At 37.8% G+C, this 17,441-nt stretch carries 17 protein-coding genes and 1 pseudogene; all 18 read left to right on the top strand.

Annotated elements, in window-relative coordinates; all coding sequences use genetic code 11:
* The first annotated feature begins 180 nt into the window (after positions 1-180).
* The 18 genes and pseudogenes from F453_RS0108140 (at position 181) to F453_RS0108020 (ending at position 17,432) form a co-directional block, all read left to right on the top strand.
* Positions 181-708, top strand: a complete 528-nt coding sequence (locus F453_RS0108140; RefSeq protein WP_018967577.1) for a hypothetical protein — start codon at positions 181-183, stop codon at positions 706-708.
* A gap of 523 nt (positions 709-1,231) precedes the next feature.
* A complete protein-coding gene (locus tag F453_RS16205) occupies positions 1,232-1,678 on the top strand; it encodes a hypothetical protein (protein WP_018967575.1) in 447 nt (148 codons plus the stop codon).
* A gap of 564 nt (positions 1,679-2,242) precedes the next feature.
* Positions 2,243-2,689 (top strand): hypothetical protein, encoded by a 447-nt coding sequence (locus F453_RS0108120; RefSeq protein ID WP_018967573.1) that lies wholly within the window; start codon positions 2,243-2,245, stop codon positions 2,687-2,689.
* 376 nt (positions 2,690-3,065) lie between these two features.
* The gene (locus tag F453_RS0108115; protein WP_154659394.1) at positions 3,066-3,572 is read left to right on the top strand and encodes a hypothetical protein; all 507 of its coding nucleotides are present in this window, start codon (positions 3,066-3,068) and stop codon (positions 3,570-3,572) included.
* Positions 3,573-3,606: 34 nt separating this feature from the next.
* Positions 3,607-3,738: pseudogene (locus F453_RS16495) on the top strand (RHS repeat domain-containing protein); the annotation flags it as partial.
* A 371-nt stretch (positions 3,739-4,109) separates the two neighbouring features.
* Entirely contained in the window at positions 4,110-4,952 is an 843-nt protein-coding gene (locus F453_RS0108105; protein WP_018967570.1) for a hypothetical protein, read from the top strand.
* A gap of 114 nt (positions 4,953-5,066) precedes the next feature.
* Positions 5,067-5,990 carry an ankyrin repeat domain-containing protein gene (locus tag F453_RS0108100; protein WP_018967569.1) on the top strand — a complete coding sequence of 308 codons (924 nt, stop codon included), beginning with the start codon at positions 5,067-5,069 and terminating at the stop codon, positions 5,988-5,990.
* Positions 5,991-6,360: 370 nt separating this feature from the next.
* Positions 6,361-6,708 carry a hypothetical protein gene (locus F453_RS0108095; protein WP_018967568.1) on the top strand — a complete coding sequence of 116 codons (348 nt, stop codon included), beginning with the start codon at positions 6,361-6,363 and terminating at the stop codon, positions 6,706-6,708.
* 218 nt (positions 6,709-6,926) lie between these two features.
* The gene (locus F453_RS0108085; RefSeq protein ID WP_018967566.1) at positions 6,927-7,538 is read left to right on the top strand and encodes a hypothetical protein; all 612 of its coding nucleotides are present in this window, start codon (positions 6,927-6,929) and stop codon (positions 7,536-7,538) included.
* A gap of 299 nt (positions 7,539-7,837) precedes the next feature.
* Positions 7,838-8,011 (top strand): cupin domain-containing protein, encoded by a 174-nt coding sequence (locus F453_RS0108075; protein WP_018967565.1) that lies wholly within the window; start codon positions 7,838-7,840, stop codon positions 8,009-8,011.
* Between the two features lie 1,730 nt (positions 8,012-9,741).
* A complete protein-coding gene (locus tag F453_RS0108065) occupies positions 9,742-10,197 on the top strand; it encodes a hypothetical protein (protein ID WP_018967562.1) in 456 nt (151 codons plus the stop codon).
* 203 nt (positions 10,198-10,400) lie between these two features.
* The gene (locus F453_RS16190; RefSeq protein ID WP_018967561.1) at positions 10,401-10,934 is read left to right on the top strand and encodes a hypothetical protein; all 534 of its coding nucleotides are present in this window, start codon (positions 10,401-10,403) and stop codon (positions 10,932-10,934) included.
* A gap of 690 nt (positions 10,935-11,624) precedes the next feature.
* A complete protein-coding gene (locus F453_RS0108050; protein ID WP_018967558.1) occupies positions 11,625-12,068 on the top strand; it encodes a hypothetical protein in 444 nt (147 codons plus the stop codon).
* A gap of 992 nt (positions 12,069-13,060) precedes the next feature.
* On the top strand, positions 13,061-13,519 hold the full coding sequence (locus tag F453_RS0108040) for a hypothetical protein (protein WP_033404231.1): 459 nt from the start codon (positions 13,061-13,063) through the stop codon (positions 13,517-13,519).
* Positions 13,520-13,579: 60 nt separating this feature from the next.
* The gene (locus F453_RS0108035) at positions 13,580-14,110 is read left to right on the top strand and encodes a hypothetical protein (protein WP_148295806.1); all 531 of its coding nucleotides are present in this window, start codon (positions 13,580-13,582) and stop codon (positions 14,108-14,110) included.
* A gap of 428 nt (positions 14,111-14,538) precedes the next feature.
* Positions 14,539-14,937, top strand: coding sequence for a PH domain-containing protein (locus tag F453_RS0108030; protein ID WP_018967554.1), 399 nt, complete (start codon positions 14,539-14,541; stop codon positions 14,935-14,937).
* Positions 14,934-16,220: a D-alanyl-D-alanine carboxypeptidase/D-alanyl-D-alanine endopeptidase gene (gene dacB / locus F453_RS0108025; protein ID WP_018967553.1), complete on the top strand. Its 1,287-nt coding sequence runs from the start codon at positions 14,934-14,936 to the stop codon at positions 16,218-16,220. The genes F453_RS0108030 and dacB overlap by 4 nt, the downstream gene beginning before the upstream one ends.
* A 45-nt stretch (positions 16,221-16,265) precedes the next feature.
* On the top strand, positions 16,266-17,432 hold the full coding sequence (locus F453_RS0108020) for a mechanosensitive ion channel family protein (RefSeq protein WP_018967552.1): 1,167 nt from the start codon (positions 16,266-16,268) through the stop codon (positions 17,430-17,432).
* The last annotated feature ends 9 nt before the right edge of the window (positions 17,433-17,441 follow it).

Here is a 17,441-nt window from a genome sequence, read left to right as displayed (position 1 = left end):
CAAAACCTCATAAAGATGAAATTACGATGGGTATTCCTGTTCAACTACATGCTTCACAAGATCAAGCGGATAAATCATTACGTTATACAATTTATCAGATATTGTGGAGGACAATTTGCTTTCTGGGAAAATAATACTATCATCTTGATTAAGAGGATATTCTACTAAAAAATAAATAAGATGAGGAATATATTAGCTACAACTTTGATCTCTATCCTTTTGTACTCTTGTTATAAATCGAGGGAAAAGAAAGAAGTACATGTCCGGTTGAAAGAAGAAGTCTACAACCTTGTAGCTTCATACATAGATAGTCATCCGCAGTATAATACATATATCCTTACTGAGGCTATGGAACAAACCATGTCTGGAATAAAGACCTCAGGTTATTTTCTGGGGCCTGGCTATCAAGGGTTGCTTACCTCCGAAAAAAGTACAACGTATTTAGATATAAATAATTGTCGCATCTACATAATCTCCAACTTGTCTTCCTTATATGAACTCGACAATGATGCACCTATATGGAAAAATACAAATCCTACTGACAGTGTAGTGTTAGATGGGGTAGTCATGTACGACCTTGTTTATAATTTCCTACACAATGGCCTATTCATCTATTACTCAAATTCCGAAATGAAAATCATGGAACGACCAGATACTTTTTTCACACCCTACATTAAAAGTAATGTTGTCTTTGAAAATAAAAAATGAGAGAAACTGGGGACGAGACACAACCTTGCGGAAAGACTTGCGTTGGTGGATGACACATCGGGAGGCGAGGCGCATATATCAATTGTGCATCATCGGAAATCACCTCCCTCAAACGAAAGATAACACCATCTATTCCTCCCGATTATCACCATGACGAAGAACCGATTCACCAAACATTATTTCATCGGCGAGAAGTGCGTAACAAGTTAACTCCGTGTAGGCAAGTTCAACAATGTCTACGGAATCTGCGGCGATAATGTTACGGCAGGTCAAAAAGACTATGCCAATCGCATAATGCATATAGAAAAGCAGGTTGATGTGTGTTACAAGTCGCCATGCACGCCACTGGGAGTACCTACGATGAAGGGTACTACTGCAGACGCTGGTATGGAAATGAAATAAATAAGGATATAAAGTATGAATTAAATAGTAAAAAAGTAGAAGACCTGATAAAGAAGTTGCTCCCAATAAGGTAGAGCATGAGATAATCAGACGTTCACTAGATTTAATAAGAAGCTAAGATATGAAAATAAAATTAATTTTTCTATTTCTAGTATGTAGCATAGGGTATTCATCAGCACAGATAAAGCGAGAACCTTCGTTTTGGACAGTGATTGTTCCTGACAGCATCGCTACACTATTAGATAAAGGGTATGATCGCGAATTTGTAAATGCAAGTGCTAACGTGACCAATCTATTGGACCCAAAGAAGAAAATCCTGACTGACGGAATATATGCGTTCAAAGGACAAGGTCCACATTTCCCTCGGAAACTTTTTATCTATCATGATAAAAAGTTGTTCATATTCAAGAGTAAGGGTGCATTTAACCCCATTGGAGTTATACAAGAATACGCAACATATTTATCTCACAATAATTTGTCCTCTGAAGATGCAATAAGATACCTAAAGGCTATATGCGAGCATTTAAATGATGAATTTGGAGAGACTTATGGAGGACTAATTAAATAGAGGTTATTGTCTGTTTTACATTCGAGTAGAAACGGCATTAAACGCCCTCATGCAAACCTACCATAAGAAGAAGGACACATACAAGTTTTGATTCCGCCAACCGCACCCCCACGCTCGTGGAGGACGACAGCCGAACCCGAGAACACGGGAGTGGGCTATAACACCATTATCAAGGAACTATAAAGGTTTCCCATATTATGGTGGACACACGTATTACTGGAAGTTATGTTTATTATGTACTTTATGATAAAAATGCTATCAATAAGTATGAAGTTCATCACTTTGGCCGTAAGATGGCGATAGGTGCATGGCTTGACAAAGGTAGAATACTTAGTGAATTTGATAGGAATGAGAAAAACATCATCCATTTATCAAAAAACACTCAAAATACTTTGCCGTTTATTGGACTTATACTACATTTGCATTTGTGAGGAGATATCCTCCCTATAACCCAATACCAGATGTAAAGTGTATCACACTCTTGCCCATACCACAAGACTTAGATGCCTACCGATATAAATAAAATCAAAGAAAGACCTATTAAAACGTCACATCGTCATATACATGAGAATCATTATTTTTATCGCAATACTCATGATTTGTGCTCTTAACACTCTAGCTCAGAAAATGGACATACGATTGAGTAATCATACATTTCCTTTAAATGATAGTATTTCTTTCTCAATCCGTAATACAGACTCTTTAGATGTGTTTTTCAATGTACAACTAGAAAAGAAAGATAAAGGAGCAAAGTATGTATTATATACAGAAGATGTGTTTAGTCATGCGTATGGCAAAAGCATCGTATTATGCCTAAAACCAAGCGAACAATCCAAACTTAGCTTTAAATTAAGAAGTCAAGTTCTTTTTTATATGAGAGACCACAAAGTTCAAAGCAAAACGACTAATAAACTTAATAAAAAAGGGGAGTTCCGCTTTAAGGTATATTGTGGCTTTAATTATAAAGATATGGACACTGTTATTTATTCAGATAGTTTTATTATACAATAAACAATAGGACGTATGATTGTGTATAAATGTTCATGAGCGAAAATAATACCACACTTATGTTTTGTTTAACGATTAGGATTTTAATACCTCCTTTTAAATTTATACTATACAGCTAATGTATATACAAAAGAAGATATATTATATCGGCTGTTAACAATCTTAGTTCTCTAACTTGAATGTAAAAATGAATATTAGAAATATAAAGTTATGTATCGTGGCAATCGCACTCCTTGTCTGTGTGTGGTTTATCATCGTACCCAGACTGAAATTATACGAGGCTAAAAGGAATGCACGTATATTAATAGAGAAAATAGAGTGGTATCATAGAATTCATAATTGTTACCCTAAGACAATAGATGCAATTGGCTTAAAACTTATGCATGAAAATGAAGAATTTAAGTGGCATGGGTTTATATACATGTATACACAAATTAGTGAAAGCGAATTTGAATTGAATTTAAGTTTAGATTCTCGCAGATATGTTTATTACTCAATCGCCAACGAGTGGTATAAAAATAATTCTTCCTCTGCAATTAATGAACTCAAAAAGAAACTCTATGAAGAAATCTTACTAAAAGAGAAAAATGGAGAAGTCGATTCTGTTATGATAGAAGATATTACAAAATCAAAACGAGATAGTTTTCTCAAACAGGAACGAATTAATTCGGATAATGTTTACTTCGTGAGAAGATATTATCGCAATAAACGAATAGCAGGAAAAGGATATGCAATTATATATAAAGAGGGAAAGAAAATAGATATAAAGAATGTTGGTATATGGACAGTATTTACAGTTGACGGCAGAAGCTTTCATGTTGCATATAGAGAAGACAATAAAAGAGGCACCGTTATAGAATATATAGATGTAAATTTTAATCTTTAAGAACATGGAAGGAGTGTTCCCAAGCCATCACCCACAGTTCGACGCCTACCTACCCTACGGTGAGCTATTCATGAACGTACACCTATCCGCAGAGGAGATGCCGTATAAGCTCAACGGCAAGAAACTCGACGAGGAGACGAGGTTATATTACTATGGGGCGAGATATACCTTCCTTTATGTAACGTACCATGATAGCCGGCATAGGTATTTCCCTGAAACATCGGAAAGTACAATAGGTGAAGTAAAGACCGTTATTATGCAGGCGTTAGATATTTCATGGGATAATGTCCCCGAAGACTTCCAACATTCTCAGGCAAGCTATGCTCAACAAAAATTAAACGATGCTCAATTGTCCGCTTCAGAACGTACAGAGTATGTTAACCACTTAAATAAAGTGTTATCTGGTATTGCTACATTCTCCGTAAATAAGGGGAGGGTCGACTTGAACCATTTTAAAGCGGGAATTAGTAAATTTGAGGTAAGAGGGCACAAGACAGAAAGAAAATTAGGTAAAAAACAAAAATAGCATAAAACAGAATGAAAAAAGAAACCATTTTTATAATTACGCTTCTACTCTTCTTATCTCAAAGCGAGAGTGGCATGAGAGCAGCTTCAATTTCTCATGATACATTGAAGGTTGTTGACTACGTTTCTCTTCTAACGGGCGATAGCATAAAATACTGGGACGATGAAAGTCCATGGGGAGGTGGTTATGTCTTCCAAAAGAAGGATCAAAGATTTTGGCAATATGACGAGAACAGATGTTTCTTCATTGTTTGCCCACAAGATTGCTATCCAAGATACTTTTTAATAGATGGCGACACTTTGATTGTTTCTTATATCCCTTCCAAGGAAAGGCCTGAGTGTTTATATCTTGTAGAAAAGATATTGAAACTGACAGAAGACACGCTCATCGTACAAGTAATAGACAAATGGGACGAATTCTTACCGGCTACATACATAAAGAGCAAGGACCAATCTTCACCATTAAAGAACCCGCCCAACCTATATAACAGGAGGGTGCCAGAGCCTGATGTATCAAAAGATAAGCTTTCGTGCATGATAGATTCTATCTACAATGTGCTTAGCCCAATGAATGCATTCCCAGACTCGGTGGATGTAACGATAAAGGTTCGCGTAAACAAGTCGGGGAAAGTAGTAAAGATCAAGTACAAAGAAACTCCTCCTGACTCAATAACTTATCACGCGTTCTATTCCGCCTTTTTGTTACTCGTAAAAAATATCCCATTCAAGCCAGGAAGAGACGTTGAGACTAAAGAAACATTCGAAATGGAGGTTTTATTACCCTTCACAATCCATGTATCAAAAAAGTGGTTTAAAAGAAAACATCGAAAGTTGCGACGACGTAAAGAGCAATGAAACCAATCTGTAGTTAGAAGCTTGCTTCTGAGACCCCTGATCAGAAAATTCAGAATGCACAGCAACAATATATGATAAATCACCAAAACCTTCCATTTTCATTTTAATCGTAATATGATGTCAAGTAAATTTATATTCATCACTTTAAGCATTTGCGCTCTTTCGCTGACAGGCTGCCGGGATATTCCTGCAGATAAAGCAGATCTGCTGGGAGACGACTATCGCTTATTTCAAGGTACAATTGCCTGGGATTTAGCTAAGGATGTGGAAGATCAAAATGTACAAGAAATTAAGAGGCAAGTGAAAAAACTAAAAGTGCCTGTTGACTACAAGGAAACGAAATTTGGAGGAACACTCCTGATGCTAGCAGTTCGCACGAACAAGTATCGTTCCGTAAAGACCTTATTATCCTTAGGTGCGAATCCCAATACCCCAAACGACACTGTACGCAATTTTGGGAGAAATGCAGTAATCTTTGCTTCGATGCATAATTGGGCTTCTGCCGATATACTACGATTGCTGTTGGAAAACGGTGGCAACCCCAATTCAGTAGAATGTGGAGTGCAGGAAGACGGCTTTGGAAACTTCAACCCTGCATGTAATTCAGCCTTATTCTATGCAGTCTTTGCAAGCTTCGAAAAGGTAAAGATACTTATTGAGGCGGGAGCAGACGTGAACCTCGAAACAAGCGCGACGGATGTAGGAGCAATGTATGCAGCATTTGCACATCAAAGAATGGACATACTACTATATTTACTGGAGCACGGAGCGGATTATCATCGTAAATTTGAAAGGGTTAATCTTGACGACCCCAACTATCCCACCTTCAAGGTAAGCGTCCTCTATGAATTGCGGCTTCAAGCCTTCCCGCTCGATTCCAAGATGTACCAAGAAAAACTAAAAGTGATCGCATTTTTGAAGAAACGTGGATTGGATTATTGGAAATATCCATGTCCCGATGGAACAATAGAGATCATTAAGAGAGAAATGGAGTTTGAGGACGAACATCAACTACAATATTATCTAAAGAAATACTGACGGAGAAATATTCTAGGCTTAGCTGGTATGTATATTGTGTTAAGAATCCTATCAGACATTTTGTTCCTGATAGCAAGCAAGTCTTCACAAACAATAGAGTCATTGAAAGAGGCGGTCTATACTATTTGGATGATCATATTATTGGCAAAAAACCACTAGAGAAAAATCATATAGAAATTGACAAATGTTAGGTTCAACAAGTGCAGCGGAGTCCACTGTTGATTTTATTGGAAGAAAGTTCTTGCTCCAACAGGGAAACCTACTGCAAAAATAGCGCAATTACAGTAAAATGCTTATAGTGTAAACCTAAGAACCGTAAATTATAAAGAGCCGGCTGCTCACATTGAACAAACAATTATAAACCTTAAACATGAAATTAAAAAATAGATATTCATTTGATGATGAAATTGCAGAGAAATTCTGTTATGACAATGTCAATAAGTGCATTCAAATATATTTTTCTGGCTATTTTGATTTCATAGTAAACAAGCACCTAGAGTCAAAATGCAAATTTGTTATTAGTAATTGGAAACGAGCAAAAAGTAAGATCGTTGATAGAGAAGAGTATAGCTCTCTTGAGAGTAATTTAGGTATTATTAGTCTAATTCTAGATGCGGAAGAAGATGGAGATAATTTAAAATTAATTGTCAACACTATAGAAGACAAGTATATTGAACTATGTTTCTTTTCAGTTGAAACTTTTATTTTATGCTTCTAAACATATCTCGGAGTCTTGCCGTACTCATCACGAAGCACAACGGACAACCGTCATCCGCATGCAGAATCAGCACAAAGTACATGAAGGACATGAAAAGTATGATACAGAAGAACTGGCTATTGAGGGGGCAGCAGAGAACTGAACAACAGAATAGAGAAAGTACTCAACATGACTACAGTTTCAACGGAATGGCCAACTTTAACTAAAAACAAGAAGAAATGAGAAGAAGCGTTTTATTATTATTTCTATGGGCTTTGGTTCTTGTTGCAAATGTCAGTTGCACTAGTAAGTCCAAAGAAAGAGCGGAATTCCAAGATTCTATCGTTGTTTTCTTTAGACCCGTATATAGTTCTAAAATAGTTAGCACAAAAGAATTAATCATGATGTCAACTAAAGCACCTATCTACGATACGTTATTTGTTGAAAGTAGGGATTATAATTCAATAAAGAGCTTTGTAGAAAATAAGAAAGAAATAAGATCCGACATAAAGGGCATTCCAGAAGTGTACCTTAAAACAAAAAGTGGAATTGTGTTTTTGACGCAGTTTAACCCGCTAGCAGTGGATATTGATGGGAGACCTATTGCTATCACGATAGAGATGGCCTATCGAATAAATACATGTAGTAAAATGTATAACTACTACACGAAGGAAGAAATTTCCTGGGATACACTTTTTAGAAAGTACTGCCTTCCCAAAGATTATCACTATTACTATGATAAGTATTATCAAGAGTTTAAGAATAATGGGCCAAAATTAGATTCAATATTTATTGCAAAAAAACGCGGAATAAAGCTATGGTTAATCGAAAGAGAGAATAATAGCAAATGATACTAATACATTTAAAGTTCCATCCCTGACGCCCTAGTGTGCACCCATCCTCAGCATAACGCGCCAACGTTTCACCAAGCACTACTTCATAGGCGAAAGACACGTAATCTCCAAAATCAGTGTGTGCATATTCCAGAACGCCTATGGCGACGGCACAAACATCGTCACGAGACAGAAAGTCTACCAAATGCGTATAATGCAGATTGAAAGACAACGAGAAGACCACTATGCCAACATAAAATACGATGGCATCCTTCTAGGAAAGGCATAACACCATCCGCTAAAACTTGGACAAACCGATGAGTATCAACCTGTCGCAACTTCACTGTTTTGTTATCCACATCTGCGCTGGCAGTAAGGGAACGATTACCGACAACGATGGAAACACCGTGGAAATGCAAACAAGCGACTCGATACTTATTCCTGCTACAACACGGCATTTGAAGGTGGAAGGCGTTATTGAGCTGGTATAATTCTACGTTTAAGTTAACATCGCAGACTTCAACTTGTCAACTCGGTAACTGATAGAATTATCAAACAACAGAACAGCTGATGAACCCTGGAATTATGCTTTTCAACTTTGGTTTTATTACCGCTAAGACGTAACCTGTTACACATGACATACATGAATTCTAGTTTGTCACCATCTAGACGGTTCATTACATAGACTATCGCCGCCAATAACTTACCCTTTCTACCTCCAAACGCCATCTTTCATTCCCCACCCTATGAGCTCGTGTAGTGAACTTTTTAAGCTCTCGCTTTGAAAAAGATAAGATGTAGCCCTGTTCCAGATAAGTTGGAACAGTGTTCCATATCATCTGGAACAGCATTCCAGGTAACATGGAACAGCCGTCCAAAACACATATAATACGACGATTAATCTAATAATGCATTATAAGGTCTTAGGAGGCGCATTTTCGGAACTAAGAAAATGCGAAAGAGGGAATGGTTAATTGGCGAGTCCGGGATAAATTCCCATTAGGTACTAGACTAGATGGTTGTATGCCGATAAATGTAGGGTTAGACAAAGGCAGAAGTCCTTTAGGGATTTGATGGACATAAGAAAAAATATCATCCACTTATCAAAAAAACACTCAAAATGCATTGCTGTTTATTTTACTTTTACTACATTTGCATTAGTGACAACACATCTACGCTATAACCCAATACCAGATGTAAAGTGTGTCACACTCTTGCCAATACCACAAGACTAAGACACCTACCGATATAACAATCAAAGAAAGGCCTATATTATGAACGAATTAAGGTTTGTTTAAGTGTTTACATCAAATATGGAAGGTTCTTCAAAGACTGCGCGAAGTACCTTCTTGGAAGAACACGACGCCAAAAGTCAAAGTGTATTATAAAGATTTGGAGTGGCATAACAATGAATACAAAAAGAATCATAAATAGCACCCTTTTAAGTTTATCCTTATTAAGTTCATCTTGCACAAACTCAACACCACAGTTAGATGCATACTTATATAGGGTATTTGACAACTACTCATTGTGCATGATAAAGGGAGAATGTCCGTTTCCTAAGGGTGGCAGTAGGTATATGCGGTTCGAATATGTAGTAAAGAATGAAACTTCCGACACTGTGTTCTTGCCAATAAGCATTGTACATGGTTGGAATAGTTATCACTCATGCGTAATGATAAGGGATAAAATACGCTCATTCGATGTTGTTTTAGGCCAAACCTTGTCAAGAGGGGAAAAGGATGCCGTATTAGCAAAGAGAGGTTCTACTGTTATTACTATAACTTTATATCGCAATGCATTGGGTAGTATAGGTGTTAAACCTCACGACTTTCCATCTAAAGTCGTACAAAATTTTAATTTCTCCTTCTCATCCGACAGGAGAGATTCAACTCATTTTATAATTCCACAAATCAACTTTCACAACACAAACAATAAAGACAAAAATGATTTATACAATGGGGGCTGGAGAACAAGGCTATATTGGGATGTACAATATGATAGCACGTACAATATATTCTATTGTTTCCATAAGCCAGGGGTAAGAATACCTGTTGTAGAAGTACAACAATAATAAGCTGAATATTATGCAATTTAGCAGTTACTTTTATGTTTCACCGAAAAATGGCAATGTTTTTTTTCTATGACACAACAAATGATTCTGTAATCAAAATAGAGGATTGGAGGAAGAGTGTTCAGAAAAAACTAAGCAGAAATCAGAATGTATACAAATAACTTGGGAGGCAATGAAATGAAAAAGTACCTTTATTTATTTCTCTTTATTCTATGTTCCTCATGTAGTAATAATTTCAATAAAGTTGACGATGTTGTTATTTCTTATTGGAATACCCATAAAACAGAAAAGAATATAGTTATTGATTTCTCAAAATGCTTTGATTTTGAATGGGATACCTTGTGTTTTTATTCTTCAGGGTGTAGCCTTGAGGAAATTAATCATGATTTAGGATTTCAATTAACAGAATATACGGACTTAGCTGATAGAATGATTTTCTTGAGCCATGGTAAATTGGCGTATCTTGCAGGCTGGTGGTATGACCCCGAGAAACCAAAGGGAATTACAATTGCCACTAAAAAGAATATTTTTAAAGTTAGCTACCACAAGGCGAAGTTCAATATCAAAAGAGAGGGAAATATTTTTATATTATATCCTATATGATGTAAGTGATTCTCGTAGGACAAAACCCATAAAAAATGAAATGCCATTCAATAATACACTTTCAATTATCATATTTCTTTTAACTTGGGGAAAGAAAGTAAATAGCAAACATGCTATTAATGACTCTATCGCTGCGATGTATTAAAAAATCGACATGAATTATTTAACAGTACCATTATCTGAATCAGAAAAAGATAAGATATTTGCCAAGTGATAATGTTGGTGCAGAGTTTGGTCCGAATTATTTTAATCCTGATGGTAAGCTCCCTCTCGGAGAACAATTCCAGAACTATATGGAAAGACGACAGACTGCGCCCAATAATCAGATTCTACTTTCAGAAGACCCCAAAACCCTTCAAGTACCAATAAGACAACAATTCCAGTTTTCACGAAAACAAAACATAATAATGACAACAAAAAGAATATATATAATAGCTAGTACTATCATACTAAGTATACTTTTATTCTTCTTTGTAAAAGGTAAGAGAGAGAGGGACTTAACTCGAAGAGGAGAGAACGTCATAGAAAGAATAGAGTTTTTTAGAATGAAGCATCACCGTTTACCCAAAAATTTAAATGAGATAGGCGTTATAGAAGAAGAGAATTCAAATGCACTTTATTATGATGTAAGAAATGATACAAGTTATACAGTTTCATTTATGATGTCCATAGATTATAATAAGACATATTATTCAGACACAAAAAAATGGGAAAATGGGTATCGGGAAATTAAGTAAAAGTCAAGACGTCTTCATTATGAAAAAGCTCATATTCGTGTATATAAGCATATTTTGTGTAGTGCTTAGTATGCTATCCTGTAAGAAAAATTATATCGAAATGACAATTGCAGGTAGAAATCATAGATACTGGTTGAAGAAGTCACACGCCACGAAGTCGCAAGTCTACTATTACTTTGATAGACAGGGGCGATGGTACATATATGATAGGGCATATAAAGCTAGTGTCCTAACAAAATATGACGGAGGGGACATCATGCTCATTGAAAAATGTTCATTAATAAATGATACAACAATAAACATAGGGGGAATGGAGTATTGCATAAGAGAATGTAACGACACTTTGTTAGTAATTAAGAACTCAATGTTCACAGACACATTGATATGTTTAAAATCTCTACCGTTGGTTCGGTAATGGTGACACATGTTGGTATGCGCACCATGACCTATCCCGACAGGGAGGTGACGTGACCTACGCCAACGGCAAGCTTAACCTGTTGATACGCACTGGGCGCAAAGCCAAAGACGTGGGCTACGCTATGGGCATGAGTTTCGTTAAAATTAGAGAGGGGCAAGTGCAGCATAACCGATACAATCGTCTAAAGTTAGAAAATAATAAATCTAAAGTAAATTACCATGAATAATTGTAGGTTACAATTTCTTTTGCGTAAAAACACAGGAAAAAGGTATATGGCGGAGTATTTAACGGAATTATCAAAACTTATCACTAATAATAAGTTCAAAATATTAAATCTTGAAGATTCTGATGTTATATCAAAAAGTATCATAGATAATCATGAAAAGCTCCTGCCTAAAATGGATTATTGGGAATGTAGAAATATACTATTTACTAAAAAAGAAATACTTAAAGGTTTTATCACAAAGATTCAATTAATATACTCTGATCCAGTTTATATGTCAATTGGGTATTCCAATATGTGTGGGCTTGTCATGATAAAGCGAATAAGTTTCTTCAATTCTGATTTTGAATTTAACGATGAACATAGTGGGTTAATTGTACTTTATGATAAAAATGCTATCAATAAATTAGTTATAGACTTCTATGAAGAAGAATGTATGTTTTATTATGATTTACAGTTGTTTGGTGAGCAATGGCTGAAATGCAGGGAATAATATGTCACATCTTTCCTCGTTTTTGTCTGTGAAGAGTACTGAATAAGTTGACAGTTTACCATCCCAAAAGTCATACTAAGAACCAGCCACAACTGATAAGTACGGAAATTTATTGACTGTCTTTGTTATTAAAGACTCATTACGTTGACGATCATTTCGATCGTACTTGGTTTTATACATATATTGTTTTCTCGTTTATTTTCCTAAAAACAAGTTGTTATACTGCTATTTGGCAAATTAATCACTAAAACGCTTTGTCGTTTATTGGACTTTAACTAATTTTGTAATTATGGGAAACATACCCTATAACCCTTAATCACTAAAAACAACACGCGAAGACATGAAACACTTTACCATTTTAGCACGTTGTACTATATTTCGTTGGTAATTTTCTACCAAAAACAAAAGGGATTAAGACGTACGCAGTTATTCTTCCACTACAACTGATGGCTGGACATGGTGTTGATTACATAGAACAAACAAGATAAATGAAAAAATTATATACAGTTTGCATTCTTATGACATTCTTTTTCTTAATGTCTTGTAATGAAAATCATGATTTTTCACTTGATGAGAATCGGCAACTTCTGATCGTGCATAACTTTTTGCATTTAGAAATAGAATCAGACTGCCTCGATCCTAGTGAGTGCCATCTATTCTTTATCACAAAGAAAAATGAATTTGACACAAAAAGTTGTGACACAATAAACTTTAAAAATATATCATCTACATTGTGTTTGGAAAAAATGAACCGTTATGGTATTACTAAAAACCTTCGGAGAATTAAATTTCGTCCTAATACAAGATATGTTGTTATCCATTCTGGAATGGGCGCTCAAGTGTATATCAAAGAATATTTCTGGGCAGATTCAAAGGGAAAGTTAAGAAGATGCCTAAATCCCGATAGGTAATTTGTACAAGTACAAGGATTTGTGCAATTCTTAAACCATGGGAGTAATCCTGATAACTCAACAAATGGAGGAATAAAAAAGATGAGAAAGATTAGGTGTTTGGTGTTATTTGCATTGCAAGGCATTGCCTGTTACTTAAATGCCCAGTCAATGGAAGGATGTTTAAAAATAGATTCAGTCCTGACTGAATATGATACAGGTAGTTCAGTATCCTTCCATTTCAGCAATAGCTGTGAAGAGAATATTTATATCTCAATATCCTTAGAAAAAAGAGTAGATGGCAGGTGGTGTATATTCGCCCAAGATATTTTCCATGTTCCATACACTTATAAGGTGCAAAATATTATCGTATTAAAAGGGTGTGAGGTGAATCAGAAAGAAGAATGGGAAATTAAGAATATCAGGTATAAGAGAAAAGATGAAAACATATATAGGTTTAAATACAACATCGGTAGAAAGCCTGATAGATTATCCTATACCGAGTATTCAAATATGTTTCATATAAATAAAAATGTAGAGAAAAGACATGGGAAGCAGTAAACCTGCTGATAAGATGATTTCCCCACAAACGACAATCGAAGAAATGTAAAAGGAGATAATATGATTAACAAAACATTCAGTTTCACCATATTGATTATGAGTTTACTCTTTTCCTCTTGTTATCATCAACATACAAGAAAAGATTGGGTTATAGATTCAAAGACTAACGTCTATGTCTATAGAATTACGAATGGCGAACCTCATTATGGTATAGTTACAGCTATATCATTAGAACATGAGAATCTATACTTCTATTCTCACGATAGCCTATTAATGAATTATAATGACCTGAAACAAAAAAATAGAAAAGAAATCTATGACAACGAGATTAAAAACTTGCTCTACTATCTAACTATAAAAAAACTAGCTAAGGTAGAGAATTCAGATGGTAATCATTGTGACTGCACAACAAAGAACAATTATGTCATTAGAATCCTTAAACAGGGGAAAGAAGAATATCATATATTCCCTGAAGTATTGAAATGCGATCAAGAATCTGGATTAAAATTCATTGAAGAATTACGAAATGCTTTTGAAAGGATCCCAGCGAATGATAGAAATAACGATGAATTAAACTTAGAAGGACATTAGAGTTAGCTACTCACAAACGGTTACGGTTCGATAGACAAAAAGGATTACACCTACACCTGCGACAATTCGATACGAAGGATATTACCTCAAACAAGCCCAACACCTCCTACCTACACTCCACCCACTATATAACGAAGTCGCGCTTTGCCAAACAAAGATAGCGAGCAACCAAAGTCCAACACCTTCTTCCTAACCCCACCCTATTTCTCTTCTGTCCTCCTTTTTCTACTAAAAAACAATAAACAAGGAAGCAAAGGCACGCTATGAACAATTATTTTTGTAATTTTGTATATTGTGTAAATGATGCTTGGCAAAGGGTGTTGCAGCCTCGTTTTCGACCTTACAAGGCTAACATGCTATAAGACGGGAACCATAACAAATACACATCCAACACGTCAACTTCATAACAAACACACTAAAATACCATAATGGACAGAACCTTCCACCAACGCCTTTCCCCCGCAACCAGCTGCGGCATACTTGCTTTCGGCTTGCTTGCACTATACATGTTTTGGATAAAAAGCGTGCTGGCTGGTTGTTTATTGGCCATCGTGGTGGTAGTAATAATAGAACGGATTGTACACACCACCTACATATTTCGCAACAACGGTGAAGAGGAGATGCTGTATATCGACAATGGCCGCTTCTCAAAAACAAGACAGATACGCGTTAACGACATCGTTTTGTGCCGTAAGATGTCTACGGGCTTCGGTCTTTCACAATATGTATTGTTGCAATGCGGACACAAACGACTAGTGAGCGTGCAACCCGATAACGCCGATGCCTTTATCGCCGAGGTAAAGAAACGGCAAGTAACACCCAAATGATGAAATTAAAAAACAAATATGCCCTCGTCTTTTTACTGGCTTGGCTAATGGCCCTGCCAATGATGGGACAAGTGGAAAAAGACGTTACCGACGACGATGATGAAACCGTGGCAGCGACCGACACGCTGTCTACCGACTCGCTTTCGGTCGATACCCTAACAACAGACAGCCTGTTGCCGTGGCCGCAATCGGTGAAAGCACGTATAGACAGACTGCTACAAGCCGACATGCTACGTACTTCGCAACTTGGATTGATGGTTTACGACCTCGATGCCGACTCGGCCATATACCGCTTCAACGAATACCAAACGATGCGCCCTGCTTCTACCATGAAGGTGATAACAGCTATTGCAGCCCTGGACAAGCTAGGCGGATCGCACCAATTCAAAACGGAACTATGCTATACTGGTAGTATTGAGAACCGAACACTTACGGGTAACGTGTATTGTGTTGGTGGTTTCGACCCCCGTTTCAATGCCGACGATATGCACGCCTTTGTAGAAAGTCTGCAAAAGATGGGTGTAGATACCATCCGCGGTACGCTCTATGCCGACAAGTCGATGAAAACCACTGACCTTTTGGGCAAAGGCTGGTGCTGGGACGATGACAACCCCGTGCTCTCGGCACTAGTATACACCCGAAAAGACGTGTTTATGGACCGCTTTATGCAAGAACTTCGTAAAGCTGGTATTGTGCTAGACGCCTTCACTGCCACTGGTCAACGTCCACAAGACGCCACTTGCATCTGTACGCGCTTTCACACTATGGACCAAATACTGATGCGTATGATGAAAGAAAGCGACAACCTTTACGCTGAAGCGATGTTCTACCAGATTGCCGCTGCCACAGGAAATAAGCCTGCTACTGCCAAAAATGCGGCACAAGTGGTGAAAAGGCTCATCAGCAAACTTGGCTTAAACGCTGCAGCCTATAAGGTGGCCGACGGTTCAGGGCTGTCGCTCTACAACTATGTTTCGGCCGAATTGGAGGTTGCTATGCTTCGCTACGCTTTCCGCAACGATAACATTTACCTGCACCTTTCACCCTCATTGCCCATCGCAGGCATAGACGGGACACTCAAGTCGCGCATGAAAGGGGTCTTTACTCGTGGTAATGTACGTGCCAAGACTGGTAGTGTTACGGGCGTATTCTCACTTGCAGGCTATTGCACAGCTGCCAATGGGCATCGCCTTTGCTTTGCCATCATCAACCAAGGCGTAATGCATGGCCGAAACGCACGTGCTTTCCAAGATAGGGTTTGCACGGCCTTATGCCAACCCTAACCCCACAACATCCCTTATAAACCAACCTCTAAAACCATTATATCAATGGAATCGATAAAAAACTACGTAGAACAATTCATCCGTCTAACAGGCATTTCGGGCAACGCCGTACCCATTGTGCGCCACGTGCTATTAGTGCTTGTCACCATTTTGCTGGCTTGGGCCGCGGGCGCGCTTTGTCGCAAGATACTCATTCCCGTGGTGCACCGCATAACCAGTAAGACAAAAGGCAACTGGGACGAAACCCTCTTCAACGACAACGTACTGAAAACGGCAAGTCGCATCGTGCCAGCCATCGTTGTTTCGTGGCTCTTGCCCATGGTGTTTTTCCAATATGCCATTGTGCACACTGCCTTAGAGAAACTCACAGCCATATATATCGTGGTGATGTCGGTAAAACTTTTCATTGCCCTCATCAACTCGCTCACCCAGCTTAAGCTGTCTTCTAGCCCTGCCGTTCGCCAGTATATCCGCACTTTTTGTGGCGTATTGAAAGTTATTGTTATCTTTATTACAGTAATAGTGGTGGTGGCTATCCTCTTCAACAAGAACCCCATGTCGCTCATTGCAGGACTCGGAGCTACCTCGGCCATACTCATGCTGGTATTTAAAGACACCATCGAAGGACTGGTTGCAGGTATTAGGCTCACCAGCAACGACATGGTGAGGAAGGGCGATTGGATAACGGTGCCTTCAACACCTGCCGATGGCGTTGTAGAAGACATCAGTCTTACCACCGTGAAAGTGCGGAATTTCGACGACACGACCGTCACGGTGCCACCATTGGCACTGGTTAGTGGGTCGTTTCAAAACTGGCGAAGCATGCAAAAGGGTGCGGGTAGACGTGTTAAACGCCTGCTTTATATAGATTTTAGGAGCGTTAAGCTAGCAGACGAAACACTTAAAAACTCGCTACTTTCGGATAAGTTGATTACCGAAGAACAAATGCAAGGCCAACAAGTAAACATCGCCCTCTTCCGCTTGTTCATCGAACAATACCTAAACAACCGTACTGAGGTAAACGAAAAACAAACACTGATGGTGCGACAGATGGAAGCCACGCCAAGCGGATTACCCATAGAGTTCTATTTTTTCATCAAGAATTCACCCGACATACACTACGAACACACCCTGGCCGACATCATGGAACACATCTATGCCTATACCCATGCATTCGGCCTAACTATCTATCAGCAATACCCCGAACAATAAATGGTGGCG

It is taken from the genome of Hoylesella loescheii DSM 19665 = JCM 12249 = ATCC 15930, from assembly GCF_000378085.1.
GTDB lineage: Bacteria > Bacteroidota > Bacteroidia > Bacteroidales > Bacteroidaceae > Prevotella > Prevotella loescheii.
This window is presented reverse-complemented; position numbering and strand designations above follow the sequence as displayed.